A 17862-nucleotide genomic window follows, 5' to 3' on the forward strand; every position below is an offset into this window, starting at 1 on the left:
AAAAATGAGGTGGGTCGCACCCCAAATTTCGCCTCGTCGTGGAAGTCTTTTTTATTGGCACCCTACTTCCTAAACAGCTTCATAGTCTGGCTAACATTGCAGTTTATACTGCCTGCGCAATTTTAGTTTCTTGTGAATATGTCTTCGCCGAGCCCCATTGCCCTTGTATACCAAGCCTTGCAGGAAATATGTAACCGAGCCGAAAGCCATGCGTCCATCTTCCACAAGAATGAGGCAGCAACTCGCACGGCCTTGATTGAGCCGCTGCTACGGACCCTGGGCTGGGATACGGCCAACGTGCAGATGGTAGAGCCTGAGAAGACGCTTGGTAATGACCTGCGGGTGGATTACCTCCTTAGGGATGCTTTGGGAAGACCTTGTATCGTTATTGAAGCCAAATGCCTGGGCAGCAACCTGGATAAATACAGCTACGTGGGGAAAATCCTAGGTTACGCAATAGCTCTCAATGTGCAAACGGTTTGCATTACCGATGGTATTAGCTGGCATATCCACTCCAATCTACACCAGGGCAAGTCTGAGCCAATTACATTCGAACTAACTGAATCAGAATTACTAGCGTCCGCAAACCATCTCATTGACTGGCTCGACTCGGCGCAGAGCGGCCACGGAATCGGCTCAGGGCTCAAAGCATCGGGCGTGCATGAACCATCGGACAGCAGTGTTACGCGAACTAAAACCAATGCTCAGAAGCCGGCAGCAAAAACGAAGGCAGCTACTAAAGTCGCTACGCACCAACCAGACTATATCGACCTAAGCCAGCTTCATATGCATTCCCTGCCACCAGGCCAGAAGCCTAAAATGCTTCGCTTGCCTGATGGCAGCATAAAGCCCATCAAGACCTGGAAGGACATTTTGCTGGAAGTTTGCCGGCTGGCCCTGGCAACTAATCCCGCAATACAGCTGCCATTACCCGATAAAGCTGGTAAAAAGCGTTTCTTGCTTTCAAAAACCAAACCACTGGTAGGCTCCAGCACCGCGACACTTTACAATACACAGCAGGTATTTATTTACACCCACTATAGTGCCAGTGACTGCATCACGAACGCACTTTATGCTGTTCAGCAGATTCCAACATCTCATCAAGAGACGTCAATTGCCGTCAGCTTTTAGCTACCACGCAAACATTTCTCCCAGCACGGCGCATACCTCGCGGCCTGTGGCCTCTTCCAGCTCACCCAGGTGCTTCACCAGTCGCACGGTATCCACAGCCCGCAGCTGGTCGAGGGCGACCTGCCCGGGCTGCTGCTGAAACGTGCAGTTAACCCGCGTCGGGTAGCGCTTTTGGGTATGGGTGAGCGGGGCCACCAATACCGTTCGCAGGAATTTGTTGGCGGCATCGGGTGACACCACCACACAAGGGCGCGTTTTTGCGATTTCACTGCCCAGTGTAGGGTCGAGCGTCACCAGCCATACCTCGAAGCGGCGTGGGTAGGCGGCGCTTACCATTCGGTGCGGTCAAACTCGTTGGTCATTCCCTCGAACAGGTCACCTTCGGGCGCATCGCCCGCAGCCAGGGCAGCCGCAAACGCTGCGTCCCAGTGGGCACGTGGTGGCGCTGCCACCGGGCGTAGCACAATGGTTTTATCACGAATTTCTACCTCCACCTGCCCCTCAATGCCGCAGGCCTGCAGCATGGCCTTGGGTAATAATACCCCGCTGGAATTACCGATTTTGCGGACTGTCTGTATCATAATAATTGCCTCAGGTGTGGTTATAACAAAGGTATAACTTGAAATCATTCCCAGCTTTCCTTTTGATGTCGGATTGTTGGATATGGCAAGCCCAACATCTAATACGGTAAGAAGCTATTCAAAAATACCATCCTTCTTTCTTAAGCAAAAAATAAGATTTTCTAAAGAAAAAATAAAGGCTGGATTTCATTACCCTAGCTGTAACTTCCCCGTTGAAAACAAGCTTCCGGACCTATCCGGCCATTTTTTTGCACTTTATGGATAAATTTTTACTGCGCCTCTGCTTCCTACTAGGCATTGTACTACCGGGAGCCCACTGCCACGCATCCGACCCTACCCCACCCCGCCTGAGCGGGCAGTGGGAAGGCCCGCTGACCGTCCCGGGCGGCGCGCTGAAAATGATAATTACCATTGTGCCGCTCAGCAACGGCACTTACTACGCCGCCCTCGACGTGCCCCAGCAGCGCATCAGCCGCATGCCGGTGGAAGTGACGGTGAAGGACGACGACATCAGCTTCCGGGTGGAGCAGGCCGGCAGCAGCTTCACCGGCAAGGTGCTGGACGAGGGCGCCACCCTCAGCGGGAAGTGGCAGCAGCCGGGCCTCACCGCGCCGCTCGTACTGCAGCGCTCGACCACCCCCGCCGCTACGCAGGCCGCCACCAAAATGCGCCTCACGCCGCCCTACCGCGAAATTGAAGCCTCCTTTATGAACCCCACCGGGCGGGTGCGGCTCAGCGGCACGCTTACGGTGCCGCCCGGCGAGGGCCCCTTCACCGCCGTGGTGCTGCTCTCCGACCTGGGCCCGCAGGACCGCGAAGCCGAGCTGCAGGACTACCACCTGTTTGGCATTCTGGCCGACTACCTTACCCGCCGCGGCATTGCCGTGCTGCGCTTCGACGACCGCGGCGTGGGCCGCTCCACGGGCAGCTACGCCACAGCCACTACCAACACCTTCGTGACGGACGCCCAGGCGGCGCTGGCCTTTCTCCGCAGCCAGCCGCGCATCTCCAAGCACCACGTGGGGCTGATTGGGCACGGCGAGGGCGCCAACGTGGCCCTGCTGGCCGCTGCGCAGCCCAAAAACCCCGACTTCGTGGTGTCGCTGGCCGGTTACGGCCTGCCGGGCTACGACGTGCTGCGCCGGCAGGAAGGCGAGATTATGCGCCTCATCGGCTCCGACCGGGCCCAGGTGAAGGCGGTGCAGGGCCTGTACGAGCGCACGGTGGCCATTATCCGCGAAACGCCCGACAACGAAGCGGCCCGCACTAAGGTGGCGGCCCTGCTGCGCAGCGCCAACGCCGGCCTGGACCCGGCCATGGCCCGGGCCCGCGCCACCCAGCTGACCTCGCCCTGGTCGCGCTTTTTCTTCGACTTCAACCCCCAGGATAAGCTGGCCCAGGTGCAGTGCCCGGTGCTGCTGCTCAACGGCACGGCCGACCTGCAGGTGACGGCCAGCCGCAACCTGCCCCCGTTGCAGAAGGGGCTGAAGCGCACCCCGTTTGGCGTGGACGTGCACAAGCTCAGCGGCGTCAACCACTGGTTTCAGCCCGACCCGGCCGACTGGCCCCTGGTGAATGGCAAGCAGAAAGCGGCGTTCTCGCCCGAGGGCCTGGAGATAATGCGCAAGTGGCTGGTAGCCCACGGCCGCCCCGCCGCCCCGGCTCTGCCCGTGACGGTGCAGCGGCCCGAGCCGCCCAAGCCCAAGCCGGCCCGGCCAGCCGGGCCCAGGCCCAAAGCCAAAGCGCCGGTTCGCAGCCGCACCGCGGCCAACCCCAAAGTGACGGGCAGCACGGCGGGGGTGCGCAGCCGCTAGCGTGCAGCGCGGAATCTCATTCCGCGGTTAGGTGAAGAAGTAGTGGGTGAGCGGAATGGAATTCCGCTTTACGGTGAATCCTGTTTATATTGAACGCGCTATTCGTTCATATTCTGACCGGGTTGCCTGCCTGCGTTCTACCCACTCACCGCTGCTGCCTTGCCTGCTCCTACTTCTACCCACCCCCGGACCACCGTCCGGCGTAACCCCGTTTTGCACTGGCTGCGCCGCTACCTGGGCTACTCGCGCAGCGAAGCCCGCGCCCTAGCGCTGCTGCTGGCCCTGATGCTGGCCGTAGCCGTCGCCCCGGTTTTTCTCAAGCCCGACCTGCCCGCTTACCTGCCGGCGGCCGACCAACAAGCCCTCAACCGGCAGGTGGCCGCCCTGAAGGAGCACCGCAGCAGCTTTGCCAGCTCCTTCCCCGCCCGCTACCCGAAGCGGGAGTACCCCGGGCGGGGCCGCTCACGGTTTCCCGCCGTGGCCCGGGTGCCGCTGGCTCCCTTCGACCCCAACGCGCTTACGGCCGAGGGCTGGGAAGCGCGGGGCCTGCCCCACTTTGTGGCGGCCCGGCTGGTGAAATACCGGGCGGCGGCCGGGGGCTTCAAGGCCAAGGCCCAGATAAAGAAAATGTATGGGCTGGAGGACTCCCTGTACCAGCGCCTGGCGCCCTTCATGCAGCTGCCGGATGAGCTGCCCCGGCGCGAAACGCCCCGCTACGGCAACCAAAGCGGCTCAACGCTGGCCGGTAATAAGGAAACAAGCGCCTACCCGCGCAAGCCCCGCCACCTGCAGCCCTTCGACCTGAACCTGGCCGACACCACCCAGCTCATGCAGATTCGGGGCATAGGCCGGGGCCGGGCCAAATGGGTGGTGCAGCAGCGCAACCTGCTGGGCGGCTACGTGCACAAAGACCAGCTCGACGACATTTTCGTGCTGCGCGACGCCCCCGACCTGCGCGACAGCCTGAAGAAGTACACTTTTATTGCCCCGGGCTTCGTGCCCCAGCAGGTGGCCATCAACACGGCTACGTTCGATGAGATGTACGGGCACCCCTACATCCGCAAAAGCCTGGCCCGCCTGATTGTGGCTTACCGCCAGCAGCACGGGCCCTTCAAGTCGGCCGACGAGCTGCAGGCCATGCCCCGGCTCAAGCCCGAGGAATGGGAGAAGATGCGGCCCTACCTCCGGCTGGAATAGGCAGCTGCCAATCGGAAAATGCCAACAAAAAAAGCCCCGGCAAACGCCGGGGCTTTTTAGTTTACTACGCTTCGCGGGGCTTATTCCACCACCACGCGCTTGGTTACCAGCAGCTGGCCGGCGCGCACCTGCAGGGTGTACACCCCGGCGGCCAGGCTGCTCGTGTTAAACTCCGTGGTGGCACCGGCTGCCGTTAGCGGGAGGCTACGCTCGGCTACCACCTGGCCCAGGGCATTGAGCAGGGTGGTGTGCACCTTAGCGTGGCCGCTCACCGGCGGCACCTGCAGCGTGAAGCGGCCGTGGGCCGGGTTGGGATACAGGCTGACCAGGGCCGCGTCGAGGGCCGACTGGCTGGCCGTAACGGCGGCTTCGCGGAACACCAGGCTGAAGCGGGTACCGGCTGAGCCGGCGGGCAGCGTGGCGGTGTAGCGGGTGCCCGCCTGCAGCAGCGTGCTGCGGCCCGTGAGGGCGTCGCGCAGCTCTACCTGGGTGCCGGGCAGGAAGTTCAGCAGCTCGGCCACCGCGAAGGTGTAGCTGCCGGCCTGGGGCGCGGCTACCTGCAAGGGAACTACCGTGGCCTGGCTGCCCAGCAGAGGCAGGCCGTTGATGGCCAGACTGGCGCCGGCCGCCACTGAGCTCAGGTTGAGGCCGTGGGTGTTGGGCATCTTCACGGCATCGTGGCGGCCGTCGGCAGCCGCCGTAGCGCCCTGCTCGAAGTACACGTAGGCGGCATCAGCCAGCGAGGCACCGCTCAGCTCCAGCTGCAGCAGCGGACGGGTGCCGGCCGTGCGGTTGAAGGTGGGCTGGGCCGAGTAGGTGGTTTTGCGGATGGCATTGGGCAGGCGCAGGGTGCCGGTGCCGGGGCTGCTGGTGCGCACAAAGAAGCCCTGGGCGGTGGCAATTTCCTGGGGGCCGCCCACGCCGTTCACGTAGGCGGTGTAAGCGCCCGTGTAGCGGCCGGTCGACTTGTAGATGTACACGGCCTGGTCGAGGTTGGTGAAGTCGGCCGTGGACAGCATGCTCCAGTCGATGGGCGACGGGAAGGGGTTGCCCAGGAACTGCCAGCCGGCTTCGGCGTCGGTGCCGCGGCTCAGGCTACCAAAGGTCTGGTCGCCGTTTACCAGGGTGCCGTTGAAGTCGACCAGCTGGTTGGCGCCGATGTTCACGGTGTAGCCGCGGCCGTTCTGCAGGGGGCTGGCGAGCGAGGCGGGCGAGAACCAGCCTTTCTCAAAAGGTGCCAGGCTGGTGGCTGGCGAGCTGACCAGGCGGGTTTCGTCGTAGCCGTACACCGTGGGGAAGGGCGTCACAAAGCCGGGGTTGGCCGAGGTGTTGTAGGCCGGGTTCACCACCGGCGTGAAGCCGGTAGCCGTGGCCAGGTCGGCTACGGTGGAGCCCAGCACCGGGGGCGCGTAGTGGCGGTAGCCCAGGCCGGGGTTGAGGCTGGGGTCGATGTAGCGCTGCACCGTCACGGTGCCGCTCACCACGCCGCTGGTGTTCACCACCAGGGCCGTGCCGGCAGCCGACGAGAGCAGGGTGAGGCCGTTGCCGCTGGTGCTCAGGTTGCCGTTGCTGAGGCGAATCACCTGGGCCACGCTCAGGGCCTGGCTCAGGCTCAGGCCAGCGGCGTTGTCCACGGTGAGGTTGCGCACCTGGGCGGGCAGGCCGTTGCCGGTTACCTGGGCCGCGCTGCCATTGTACACGTAGCTGGCATCGGGGCTATAGCTGCGGGTGCCGCTTACCTGAACCGGGCCGTTGGCACCCGAAGCGGTAATGCCGGCTGGCGAGCAGATGAGCAGCGTGCTGCCGGCCTGCATCACAAAGCTGCCCGTGCCACTAATGGTCTGGCAGTTGGTGTTCAGGCTGGCGCCGCTGGCCAGGGTCAGGGTGCCGTTCACCGTCAGCGGGCCGGTCAGGGTGGCGTTGCCGGTGATGTTCACGTCGCAGTAGGTGCCCGACACGCTGGACTGGGTGCCCGACAGCGTGGTGGCCGGCGTCACGTTTACCTGCAGCGGCACGCGGCTGCCCGTGCAGGTAGAGCCCAGGCGCCAGTCGTAGAAGTAGTAGTAGTACGTGGTGGCCTGCGAGGCGAAGTTATTGGACGTAATGGTCACGTTGCCGTCGCTGCTCACGTAGGGGTAGTTGCCCCCGGCCGTGTTGCGGTAGAGCACGGCCGTCGTGCCGTTGGTGGTGGTAGCCAGCGACAGCAGCAGCCCGTTTCCGGCCGGCACGTTGAAGTTCAGCGGCACAAAGGTCTTCTGGTTCACGTCGGCGGCCGTTAAGGTAGCCGTGTAGGTTTGCAGCACCGTGCCCCCCGTTACGGCCGACTCCAGCGTAATCACGGCGTTGCCGGCGGCGGTGGGGTACACGTACACCCCGGTCAGGGTGGTGGCATTGGTGGCGTTGAATATCATACCGTACTTCACCGTGGGCGAGAAGCCGCCGCCGGAAGTACTCACGGCGGTGTTGGTGAGCGGGCCTACCGTGGCCACGCCACCGGTGGAGGTCTCCACATAATAAGTGGTGTTGGCCGTGAGGGCCGGCGTGGTGAAGCTGGCCGTGGGGCTGCTGGCCGTGCCGCCCGTGGTGCTGGTCAGGGCCGTGCCGCCGCTAGCGCTGCCGAAGAACTGGAACGTCTGGCCGGTAGTGCCCGTTACCGTCAGCGTAGCCGTCGAGCCGCTGCAGATGGCTTGCGGCGCGTTGGTGGCGGCCGGCTGCGGGTTGTTTACCGTCACGGTCACCACGTTGGAGTTGGCCACGCTGCTGTTGCAGCGGGTCTGGGCCCGGAAGTAGGTGGTCTGGGTCAGCGTGCCGGTGGTGTAGCTGGTCGTAGTGCCGCCCGTGCCGGTGCTCACGTCGACAAAGTTCATGTTGTCGGTCGACTGCTGGAACTGCGTGCTGCCGTTGGCGGCACCGGCCAGGTTCAAAGTGACGGTACCGCTCACGCACAGCACGGCCGAGCTGGGCGTGATGGTGCCCGCTACGGGGGCCGCTACGGTAGCGGTGGGGCTGGGCGTGAGCAGCGTGTTGCTGCTGTTCTGGTCGCCGGCTACCGCGGCCGAGATGGCGAAGGTGTAGGTGCCCACGGCGCTCATGTTGAGCGTCGGCGACAGGGTCACGCTGCGGGTGGCGCCCGATGCCAGGGTGCCGCTGTTAACCGTAGCGGTCAGGGTGGCCGTGGTGGCGCCGGTTACGCTCACCGTTACCGTGGCAGGGTTGGCAGCGAAGTTCAGCGTGCTGCTGCCCATGTTGCGCACGCTTACTTCGACCGATTCAGCTGTACCGGGGCAGGAGGGGTTGCTCAGGGGGGCAACCAGCGCCACCGGCGCCAGGTCGATGGCCACGGGCGTGAACTCGAAGGCACCCAGGTCGGGCGGGCTGTTGCGCAGCACGTTGGCAAAGTCGCGGGGCACGCGGGCCAGCACCGAGGGCAGGCCCACGTTGTTGAGAGCCACTGCCATGGGCACGAAGTTACCCGAGGCCGGCGCTGCGAACAGCGGGTCGGCCTGTACGCTGTTGGCGTCGTAGCTGTTGTTGTTGGCCGTGCGCCAGTTGGCCAGGGTGGCAAACGTCGTGGTGCCGTGGGTGCCGGTGTAGAAGTTGGTGCCCGTGCCCACGAACAGGTCGTTGTAATCGGAGTAGATAGACGACGTGGCGGTGCTGAAGAGCAGCGCGTTCTTGGCGCCCGTGCCGCTGGGGTTGCGGGTCACGCTCACCACGTTGTTCACAAACTCAATGCCCGTAGCCAGCGTGGTCTGGTAGAAGCCGGCCGTGGCCGAGGTGCTGGTCACGCCGGTGTTGTCGAGCGAAATCGTGTTGTGGTAGTAGCGGGCAAAGTCCGAGCTGCTGTTGTAGATGCCGTATGCAATACCCGAGCCGTTGAAGTCGTAAATCAGGTTGTTCACCACGTCGTTCTCGCTGCCGGCCAGGCCGTCGTTGGCTGAGAAGTACACCCCATATGCCGACGACGTAGAAGTGGGGTTGCCCGTGAAGGGATGGTGAATGCGGTTCCGCTCCACGGCGGCGTTGATGCTGCCGCTCATGTACACACCGTAGAAGGTGCTGCCGTTGCCGCGGGTGGGGCGATGCACGTTGTTGCTCACGATGCGGGCCCCGTCGCTGTTCTCCACGTCGATGCCGTAGAGGTAGAAGTCGCGCACCTCATTGCCCGTCAGCAGCAGGCCCTGGCTGCGCACGGTGGTGCTGGCTCCGTTCAGGATGATGCCGTAGTAGCCGCCGCTCACGGTGTTGTTTTCCAGGCGCAGGAAGCTGGCCGAGTTGCCCAGCGTGGCCGGGCTGGTGTTGGAGCCGCTGCCCACAATACCGGCGTAGTTTACCGACGAGGTCGAGGCCATGTCCGTGCGGATGTCGCAGCCGCGGAAGCGGTTGTAGTCGGCGCCGTTTATCAGGTGCACGCCCCAGCCGTAGGTGGGGGCCGGCGTGGCTCCGCCGTTGGTGGCGTCGATGGTCAGGTTCAGGAAGCTTACGTAGTCGGTGCCGTTGAGCTTGATAACGGCCCGCTGGTTGGCATCGGCCGAGCCGAAGCGGATGGTGCGGCTGTTGCCGTTGAACACCACCGTGTCGGTAGCCGAGGTACCGGCAATCTGGCCCAGCTCAATCTGCTCGGTGTAGGGGCCGTTCAGCACGTTGAACTGCACCGGGCCCAGGATGCCGCCGGCGTTGAGGGCCGTTGCGGCGGCCGTGAAGCTCACGAAGTTGGTGGCGCTGGCCCCCGCCAGGTTGTTAATGGTGTAGGTACCGCTCAGCGCCGTGTTGAAGGTCGTCGTGAAGGTGTTGTTGCTGGGGTCGCCGTCGGCCGTGTTGTTGGGCAGCGAGGCCACTACGCTGAGCGTGGCGCTGCCTGGCTGCAGCACTACCGGCGTGGTGAAGGTGGCCGTGCCGGTCTGGCCCGAGACGATGTTCAGGCCGGTGAAGGTCTGGGTGACGGTGGTGCCACCGTTGTAGGTATAAGCCAGCGTCACGCTGTTGAGCGTGCCGCCACCGTTGTTCTGCAGCGTCACGGTTACCGGCGACGAGCCGGCCGCGATGGGCGGAGCCGGCGCCACAAAGCCCAGCACGGCCACGTCGTTGGCCACGGGCGTAAACTCGTAGGCACCCAGGTCGGGCGGGTTGCTGCGCAGCACGTTGGCAAAGTCGCGGGGCACGATGGGCAGCAGGGCCGGGTCGCCGGCTCCGTTCAGCACCGCCGACGAGGGCACCAGGGTAGCACCCACGAAGTTGGGGTCGGCCTGCACGCTGTTCTGGTCGTAGATTCTGCCGTTGGCTCCCTGCCAATCCAGCAGCGTCGCATACGTGGCGCCGTAGTAACCAGTAAAGTAGTTACCGCCCGTGCCCACGTACAGGTCGTTGTAGTTGGAGCTGATATTGGAAGCAGGAGTGTTAAAGTACAGGGCCACGCGGTTGGCCGTGCCGCCGCGGGTTACGCTCACGATGTTGTTGCGGAACTCAATGCCGTCGGCCTGGGTGGTCTGGTAAAAGCCGTAGGTTACCGAGGTCGAGGTGCTGGCCGCGTGGTCGAGCGAGATGGTGTTGTGGTAGTACTGGCCGTAGTCGGAGCCCACGTTGTAGATACCGTACTGAATGCCGGCCGTGATGAAGTTATACACCAGGTTGTTAAACACCACGTTGCCGTTGCCGGGCGTGCCGTCGGCCGAGGTGAAGTAGATGCCGTAGGCCGCGCTGGTCGACGTGGGCGTGGCCGTGGCCGGGTCGTGAATGCGGTTGCGGGTCACGTAGGCGTTGAGCGTGGCGCCCGTGAAATACAGGCCCGCAAACGTGGAGAAAGTAGCCCGGGTGGGGCGGCTGATGTCGTTGCCGGTCACCGTGGCGCCATCCGTGAACTCCAGGTCGATGCCGTAGAGGTAGGTATCGGTTATGACGTTGTTCGTTACGTAGATGCCCGTGAGCATGGTGGCCAACGCGCCGGTGGCAATTACCGCGTTGTAGCCCCCGCTGATGGTGTTGCTTTGCACGCGCAGGTCGGTAGCCGAGCCGGCCGTGGTGCCGGAGGTAACGCTGCCGCTGACAGCCACGCCGTAGTTGGCCGTAGCGCTGGTGGCCGCCGAGGGCGCCCGGATTACCGAGTTGCTTACCCGGTTGAAGTTGGCCGCGCCCACCAGGTGCACGCCAATGCCATAGGTGGCCCCGGCCGATACGTCGATGGTGAGGTTGTTGAGGGTGACGTAGTCGGTGCCGTTGAGCTGAACTGCAGCCGGCTGCGACACGGTGCCCGAGTAGCTCAGGGTTTGCTTGCTGGCCCCGCCGTCCACCACAATGGTGTCGGTGGGGCTCACGCCGGCTACCTCAGCCAGCGCGAACTGCTCGGTGTAGGGGCCGTTCAGCACGTTGAAGCGCACCGAAGCCGATATGCCGCCGTTGTTGAGGGCCGCCGCCGCTGCCGTAAAGCTCACGAAGTTGGTGGCGCTGGCGCCAGCCAGGCGGTTGATGGTGTAAGTGCCGCTCAGGGCCGTGTATACCGTAGCCGTAATGCTGTTGTTGGCGGCGGTGGGGTCGGCGCCGCCGTTGGGCAGGCTGCCGGTCACCACAAAGGTGTTGGCCCCGCTGGTGAGCGTGGCCTGGGTGGTGAAGGTGAGGGTGGTGGTGGCGTTGGGCGCCAGGCCGCCGGCAATGGTGAAGTTCTGGCCCACGGCGCTGCCGCCGTTCAGGGTATACTCCAGGCGCACCGTGTTCAGGGTGCTGGTGCCGTTGTTGCGGATGAGCACCGAAACCGTCCGCGGGCCCGTGGCGACGGGCGCCGTGGGCGAGGCCAGGCTGAGAACGGCCACGTCGCTGGCAGCCGGCGTAAACTCGTCGGCCCCGATGTCGGGCGTGCTGGCGCTGCGGGCCTGCAGGTCAATGTCGACGCCAATGCCGGGGGCGCTGGAAGTTACCGGCGTGCCGGCGTTGTTGAGCGCCGCCAGCGAGGTGTGCAGGTCGGTGTCTGACCCAAACTCGGGGTCTACCGTCAGCGAGCTGTTATCGATGGGCACCGCTCCGCCCTGGCCGGTATTGGGATAGGAGGTCTGCCAGTCGGCCAGCGTAACTCTTATGGTAGTGCCAGCCGAGCCGATGGCGGCACCCTGCCCCGGCAGCACGTACAGGTCGTTGTAGTCGGAAGTCGAGCCCGTGCCGCCGAAGGTAGCGGTGGTCGTCGAGCCAATGGCGATACGGCTGGGCGTAACGCTGGCCTGCACCGGCGAGAAGTTGGCGAAGATGTTATTGCGCACCGTGAGCACCGGGCCGGTGGTGGCCGCCGCGCCCGCGTTGAAGGCAATGCTGGAGCCGGCGTAGCTGGGCAGCGCCTCAATGCGCACGCTGTTGTAGAACAGGTGGATGCTGCCGTTAGCCGTGGCCGTGCTGGTCGTTACCTGGGTGGCAATGCCTACCAGGTAGCGCGAAGAGGTGGCCGTGGTGTAGGCGTGGGAGATGCCAGCCACGAAGTTATTGTGCACCGTCAGCACGTTGGCCGCGTTGCTGATGGGGGCAATGTCGAGGCGCATGCCATACACCGTGCTGGTGCTGCTGCTGCCCACGTTGCGGATGTGCAGCACGCGGTTGCGGTACACGTTGCTTGGGCCGTAAGCGCCTTCCACGGAGATGCCCGAGCCGATGGCGCCGAACGACACCACGTTCTGCACCGTGTTGTCGAAGATGTTGACCTCGGTTTGCCGAACAGCCTGAATACCGGCCGTTACCGTGCCCAGCGAGGTGCCGGTGGCGTTGCCGATGTCGCCGCCGGGCACGCTGGCCATGCTGGCCCCGATGGTGCAGCCCGAGATGGTGGTGTTGGCATCATACACCGTGGTGCTGGCCGTGAGCAGGTGAATGCCCTTGTAGGCATTCTCAATCACCAGCCCGCTGTAGGTGTTGTTGGTGTTGAAGTTAGTGCCGCCGGTGGCTACGCTCACGCCGCCCCCGCCCGAGGCGCCGGCCGTGGTGGCGGCGCTGGAGCTTTGCAGCACGCCCACCGACGACACGTTGGCCCGGTCCAGCACAATGCGCGCATTGCGGATGGTGTTGAAGATGGCCCCACTGCTGGCGGTGTTGCGCACCAGGTAGCCAAACTCCACCGCGTTGGCGCCCAGGCCGGCGGTAACGTCCACGTTGATGCCATCGAAGGTGATGTAGTCGCCCCCGCTGATGGCCACCACGGCGTCAGTCAGCGTGCTGTTGCCCGTGGTACGGGTAATGGTGGGGTTGTCGGCCAGGTTAGAAGGCGTCAGCCCGTTTTCCTGGAAGATGATGGGGGCCGTGGCCGAGCCCGACACCGTAATGGCGGGCACGCCCGTGGCTTCGGTAAAAGCTACCTTGGCCACGTTGAAGGTGACGCCCCCCGCTGCAGTAACGTTGCCGCCCGCGTTCAGGGCATTAACGGCCGCCGTGAAGGTGGTGTAGTTGTTGGGCCCCGACCCGGCCGGGTCGATGGTTTTGATGCCCGAAAGCTGGGCCTGGGCGCCCAGGCTGCTCAGCAGTACTGCCAGCCCGGCCAGGCTGGCCCGCTTACGAAGACGGGGGGAGAGGAAGGGAGTCTGACCGAACCAGAGCTGCTTCCAGCGTTTTGTAAATATGCGCATAGGCTTGTGGAGAGAATGGGTGGAAAAAACAAAAGTCAGGTTATTACTAAGTCAGGAGCTGGGGGCTTCGATTTCCTTAACATCATCTGTCTTCAGACACTGACAAGCATTAGGTTAAATATAATTATTCCAATTTAACACTGGAAGCACTTTGCAAGCATACTTGCATTAGGCTAAGCCATACGCCCAAATTGTGAATAAGTTACAACAGCACAACAGCCCGGCCCAACGGCAGGCTTTGCGAGCCGTCTTATTTCACTTTTCAAATACGCTGCCAGGGCTAGCAACCAGCGCAGAGGGGGCTGAACCGGCAGAGATGCCCAAAAGGCTACCCGGACAAAGCCGGGAAAAGAACCGGGGATATACCCGGTCCTTTTCCCGAAGCCTAGCCGCAAATTCCGTCTTATTTCAGCACTACTTTGCGGCTAAGCAGCACGCCTCCCACCCGCAGCTGCAGGGTGTACAGTCCGGGGGCCAGCGCGGCCACATGCAGCGTTTCCGTGGCTGCTCCCGCGTGCAGGCTCAGCGACTGCGTGATTACAGCCTGGCCCAGCACATTCAGCAGCGTGGCCTGGGCCACGGCTGCCTGTCCGCCGCTAAGCTGCACGGTCAGCCGGCCCGTGTCGCTGGGATTGGGATACACGCTCAGAGCCGCTGCAAGGCTGGAGCGCGAAGCCAGCGTTACAGTAGACGCGGCAATGCTAAAGGCGCCCTGCACATCGCCGGAACCATAGCCCGACACCGCCACGAAGTAACGCTGCCCGACCATGAGGCCCGTGGCCGTGATGGCCCCAGCCGCCTGGTTGTTGCCTACGCCCTGACAGCCCAGCAGCGTAAATGAAGCTTGGCAATTAGCTCCTTCGAACACCCGTACCATGCCAGCAGGGTTGCCGGTTACGTTGAGGTATACCGTGGGGGCCGGAGCCGTAAAGGCAAACCACACGTCTTTTGGCAGCAGGGCAGGCGAACAGGCCGGTAGCTGCAGGTCGTTGTCGGTGCTGGTGGTGGCCCCCACAGTGGTAGCCGCCAGGTAGGTAGGCGCACTGCTGCTCACAGCCAGCACGATAGCCCCGCAGGGTTCATCGTTGGCAGGCACCGCCTGCAGCGTGCGGAAACAGATGGGGCCTGCCGTGGGGCTGTTGCCCTGCGTGCCGCCACACACCTTGGTTACGTAAAAGCAATACTCGGTATCGGCCTGCAGGCCGGTTAGCGACGTCAGATTGGTGGTCAGGTTCATCAGCGTGGTGCCGCTGCCGGGTGCAAAGCCCGCCAGGCCATACTCCACCGTAAAGCTTTCCCCGGCCGCCGCCGCGCCGCCCCAGGTAAGGTCGGCGCCGGTCGCGCTGATGTTATCGGCGCCCGGCGCGGCCGGGACTATGCAGGTTGCCGGGGCGGTGGCACAGATGGTGAAGCTGCCTTCCAGGTCGTTGCCGGCTTCCCACACCCGCACGTACAGCACCTCGCCCGGACTACGCCCGGTTAGAGAGATAAGGGAGAAGTTGCCATTGGGAGAGTCGTTGTCATCGCACTCAATCTGGGTGAGGCTGCCGCAGGTGCCGGCATACACGGCCATGCCCGTATCGAGGATGGGGCTGCTGGCTACCGGGCCGGTTTCCAGCCGGATAATGCCGGCGGGGGGCACGGTTACTTCAAACCACACGTCGCCGCCCTGGTAATTGGCCGTACCAGAAGTAGGGGTGGTGCAGGCCGTGGGTGCGGGCACGCCCGCCGAAGCCGAGGCACCCACGTTGGTGCTCGTGGTGGGCGAGGTGCAGCTCGTGGCACCTATCCGCACCGGCAGGGGCGTGGCGCCCGCGCAGTCGTCGTTGGCTGGTGGCGGCGGGGCGTTGGTGATGCAGATAGTAAAGTTACTGTTGCTGATGGTGGGGGCCGTATTCGAGAACGAGTACACCCGCACGAAGTAGGTGCTGCCTACCGTGAGGCCGCCCACGCGGAATAGCTCCACGCCGCCGGCGGCGGTTCGGTCGGTGCATTGCACGCTGCTCAAGGTGCCGCAGGTGCCGGCCAGCACCTGCACCACGGCATCGAAGCCGGCCAGCTCATCTACCCGCACGTCGTGTGAGGCGGCAGTGGCTACGAAGGAATACCACACGTCGTCGTCGGCTGTGCCCAGCGCGGGCGTGCACACCGGCGCCCCGGCCGAGGCCGTAGCCCGGAAAGTAGTGCCTAGCAGCGGCGAGCAGGTGTTGCGCGAAGCCAGGCTGATGGCACCAGCACAGTTGTCGTTGGTAGGAATGGTAGCGGGCGCACTCACGCAGATGCTGAAGCTGCTGTTGGCTGCCGTGGGCGCGGTGGCCGTCCAGGAGTACACGCGCACATAGTAGCGGTCGCCCACCGTGAGGCCGGTAGCCTGAATTACTTCAACCCCGTTAGCCGTGGTGGCGTCCACGCACTGCCGGTTTACGAGGGTGCCGCAAGTGCCGGTCAGCAGCTGCATGGCCCCGTCGAAGCCAACGCCTTCGGCCAGGCGAATGTCGTGGGCAGTGGCCGTAGCCACGAACGTAAACCACACGTCATCGTCGGGGGTGCCCACGCTGGGCGTGCACACCGGCGCCCCGGCCGAAGCCGTGGCCTGAAACACCGAGCCCCGTACCGCCAGGCAAGTGGCCCCGGGGGTGAGCGTGAGGGCCGTGGCGCAGTCGTCGTTGCTGATGCGCGTGGTGAAGGTGAGCGGGCTGCTGGTAGACGTCTGGCCCGGGCCGCACACCTGCGTCACGTACACGTCGTACTCGGTAAAGGCGCTCAGGCCGTTGATAGTGAAGGAAGCGGCCGTTTGGCTGGCTACCATGGTGCCGGTACCGGGCGTGAAGCCTTCCGGCCCATACTCAAGCGTGTACGGCCCGCCGGCGCCACTCCAGCTAATGGTGGCACTGGTGCTGGTGATGCCGGTGGCCTGCAGCCCAGCGGGAGCCAGGCACGACGAAGTGGCCGCTATCTGCACGTTATCGAGGCCGATATCGGTGGTGCCATTGTCGCTGCGCGCCAGAAAGCGAACCACGGCGGTGGCCGAGGTAGTAGTCAGCGGCAGGCTTTCGGAGGTGAAGCTGGCCAGAGCCGCGCTGCCCAGCCGCAGCAGCGGCCGGCCGAAGGTGGCCCCGCCATCGGTGGAAAGCAGCACAAACAAGGAGTCGGTACCGTTGGTGTTGATGTGGTCAAAAGTCAACTCCTTGGGGCCGGGAGCGCTCAGGTTTACATACAGGTCTAGCGTGCCCACCAGGCCCGCCGTGGCAATGTAGGAGTGGAAGCGGGCCGAATGGCTGCCCAGGCTGGCCTGGGGGGTATAGCCGCCGAAGGTGGGGCTGGTCCAGCCGGCCCCGCTAGGGTCGTCGTAGCGGCGCCAGGCGTTGTTGCCCACCACGGGGTTGCTGCGCCAGCTGGCCGAAGGCGCGTCGCGCAGGCCGCAGATGCTAAGCCAGGTTTGCTCAAAGCTTTGCTGCACGGGCAGGGTGGCATACACGGGCGCCTGCACAAATACCCGCACGGGCGCAGAGGTGGCCGTCTGCCCGCCGCAGGTCAGCCGGGCGCGGTAGAACCGGGGCGCGCTCAAAGCGCCGGTGACAAAGAACGGTGAGGTTGCGCCGGCAATATCGGTGTAGGTAACCCCATCGGTCGACTGCTGGAACTGGTAGGTCTGGTTTTGGCCGTAGGAGGCGCCGTTTAGGAACAGCGTGGTGCTGCCGCCGGCACAAAGCGTATCAGAGGCGGCGCGGGTAGTACCCGCCGTGGGTGGTGCCGTGCAGGGGCCGCCGGGTACGAAGCTGATACGCAGCGTGGGCCGGCGGTTGCCGTATGTAGTGGTTAGGTTGGTAGCAGGCGTGGGGGCCGTGCCCGAGGCAAAGCCCAGCGCCAGACCCGCAGCCGGGTTGGTCACAAAGTTCAACGCAGCCGTGGCAGTCCCGCGCTTTTCGTGGTTGGTCAGGATGAGCAGGTTGCCGCCGGTGTATACAAAAGGCTGGTTGAGCGTCACGCTGAAGTACGTGCCCGCTGCGCCGGTCACCTGCTGGTTGGCCGAGGTGTACACGGGCGTGGCGCCGGCACTAAGCGTATTCCAGGGCTGGGGCGAGGGCAGCGTAGTGAGGGACGAGTTGGCCAGCAGCACCGAGAAGGTATTGCTGCCGGTAAGCTCCGCGCCCGTCGATTTCAGCCAGGCCAGCTCGGTGATAACAGCCCCGGTAGGAATGTTAAGCTCGGTGGCCTGGTAGAGGTGAGCGTAGCGCGAGTAGTTGAACGTAGACGCCGTGGAAGAGCGGTACAGCGGCCCGTATAGATAGCTGCTGGTGGCCGGCGCTACCACAGGCACAGCTATAGCGCCAATGGTCACCGTCTGGGCCCGAAGCGAGCCCAGCGTCAGACAGGTGAGCAGCAGAAGCCAGGCAGCAGGCCAGCACGCCGAGTTGCATAGTTTTGTTAGCATAGACTTGGGGGGGAAAGTGGGAAATTAAAAAAGTCAGCAGCCAATGGGTGTTAGCTACTGCCAGGGCACATATCTTATGACGATGCTACCAGAGCCGCGCCAGCAAAAAGCAC

Annotated in this window: 7 protein-coding genes; 3 read left to right on the forward strand and 4 right to left on the reverse strand. The window is 64.0% G+C overall.

The features are described from left to right. Positions 1-138 precede the first annotated feature (138 nt). Positions 139-1131 (forward strand): hypothetical protein, encoded by a 993-nt coding sequence (locus ABD919_RS15060; RefSeq protein WP_345236854.1) that lies wholly within the window; start codon positions 139-141, stop codon positions 1129-1131. Here ABD919_RS15060 and ABD919_RS15065 read toward each other — a convergent pair whose 3' ends face one another. After that, complete coding sequence (locus tag ABD919_RS15065) at positions 1132-1467, reverse strand: type II toxin-antitoxin system PemK/MazF family toxin (protein ID WP_345236855.1); 336 nt, start codon at positions 1465-1467, stop codon at positions 1132-1134. It lies immediately after the preceding gene. Then, a complete protein-coding gene (locus tag ABD919_RS15070) occupies positions 1461-1712 on the reverse strand; it encodes an AbrB/MazE/SpoVT family DNA-binding domain-containing protein (protein WP_345236856.1) in 252 nt (83 codons plus the stop codon). The genes ABD919_RS15065 and ABD919_RS15070 overlap by 7 nt, the downstream gene beginning before the upstream one ends. A gap of 257 nt (positions 1713-1969) precedes the next feature. Between ABD919_RS15070 and ABD919_RS15075 the strand changes: the two genes are divergently transcribed. Together ABD919_RS15075 and ABD919_RS15080 are read left to right on the forward strand one after the other, a co-directional pair. Beyond that, entirely contained in the window at positions 1970-3526 is a 1557-nt protein-coding gene (locus tag ABD919_RS15075; RefSeq protein ID WP_345236857.1) for an alpha/beta hydrolase, read from the forward strand. Between the two features lie 159 nt (positions 3527-3685). Beyond that, on the forward strand, positions 3686-4723 hold the full coding sequence (locus ABD919_RS15080; protein WP_345236858.1) for a ComEA family DNA-binding protein: 1038 nt from the start codon (positions 3686-3688) through the stop codon (positions 4721-4723). 80 nt (positions 4724-4803) lie between these two features. Here the strand turns inward: ABD919_RS15080 and ABD919_RS15085 are convergent, their stop codons facing one another. Both ABD919_RS15085 and ABD919_RS15090 read right to left on the reverse strand, forming a co-directional pair. Then, the gene (locus tag ABD919_RS15085) at positions 4804-13314 is read right to left on the reverse strand and encodes a T9SS type A sorting domain-containing protein (protein ID WP_345236859.1); all 8511 of its coding nucleotides are present in this window, start codon (positions 13312-13314) and stop codon (positions 4804-4806) included. 403 nt (positions 13315-13717) lie between these two features. Beyond that, positions 13718-17749 (reverse strand): fibronectin type III domain-containing protein, encoded by a 4032-nt coding sequence (locus tag ABD919_RS15090; RefSeq protein ID WP_345236860.1) that lies wholly within the window; start codon positions 17747-17749, stop codon positions 13718-13720. Between the last annotated feature and the right edge of the window lie 113 nt (positions 17750-17862).

Source organism: Hymenobacter saemangeumensis, from assembly GCF_039541835.1.
Classification (GTDB): Bacteria; Bacteroidota; Bacteroidia; order Cytophagales; family Hymenobacteraceae; genus Hymenobacter; species Hymenobacter saemangeumensis.

Bases quoted from the DNA above. Each gene is read 5' to 3' on its own strand.
- ABD919_RS15060 (WP_345236854.1), top strand. From the start codon at position 139: ATGTCTTCGCCGAGCCCCATTGCCCTTGTATACCAAGCCTTGCAGGAA.
- ABD919_RS15065 (WP_345236855.1), bottom strand. From the start codon at position 1,467: ATGGTAAGCGCCGCCTACCCACGCCGCTTCGAGGTATGGCTGGTGACG.
- ABD919_RS15070 (WP_345236856.1), bottom strand. From the start codon at position 1,712: ATGATACAGACAGTCCGCAAAATCGGTAATTCCAGCGGGGTATTATTA.
- ABD919_RS15075 (WP_345236857.1), top strand. From the start codon at position 1,970: ATGGATAAATTTTTACTGCGCCTCTGCTTCCTACTAGGCATTGTACTA.
- ABD919_RS15085 (WP_345236859.1), bottom strand. From the start codon at position 13,314: ATGCGCATATTTACAAAACGCTGGAAGCAGCTCTGGTTCGGTCAGACT.
- ABD919_RS15090 (WP_345236860.1), bottom strand. From the start codon at position 17,749: ATGCTAACAAAACTATGCAACTCGGCGTGCTGGCCTGCTGCCTGGCTT.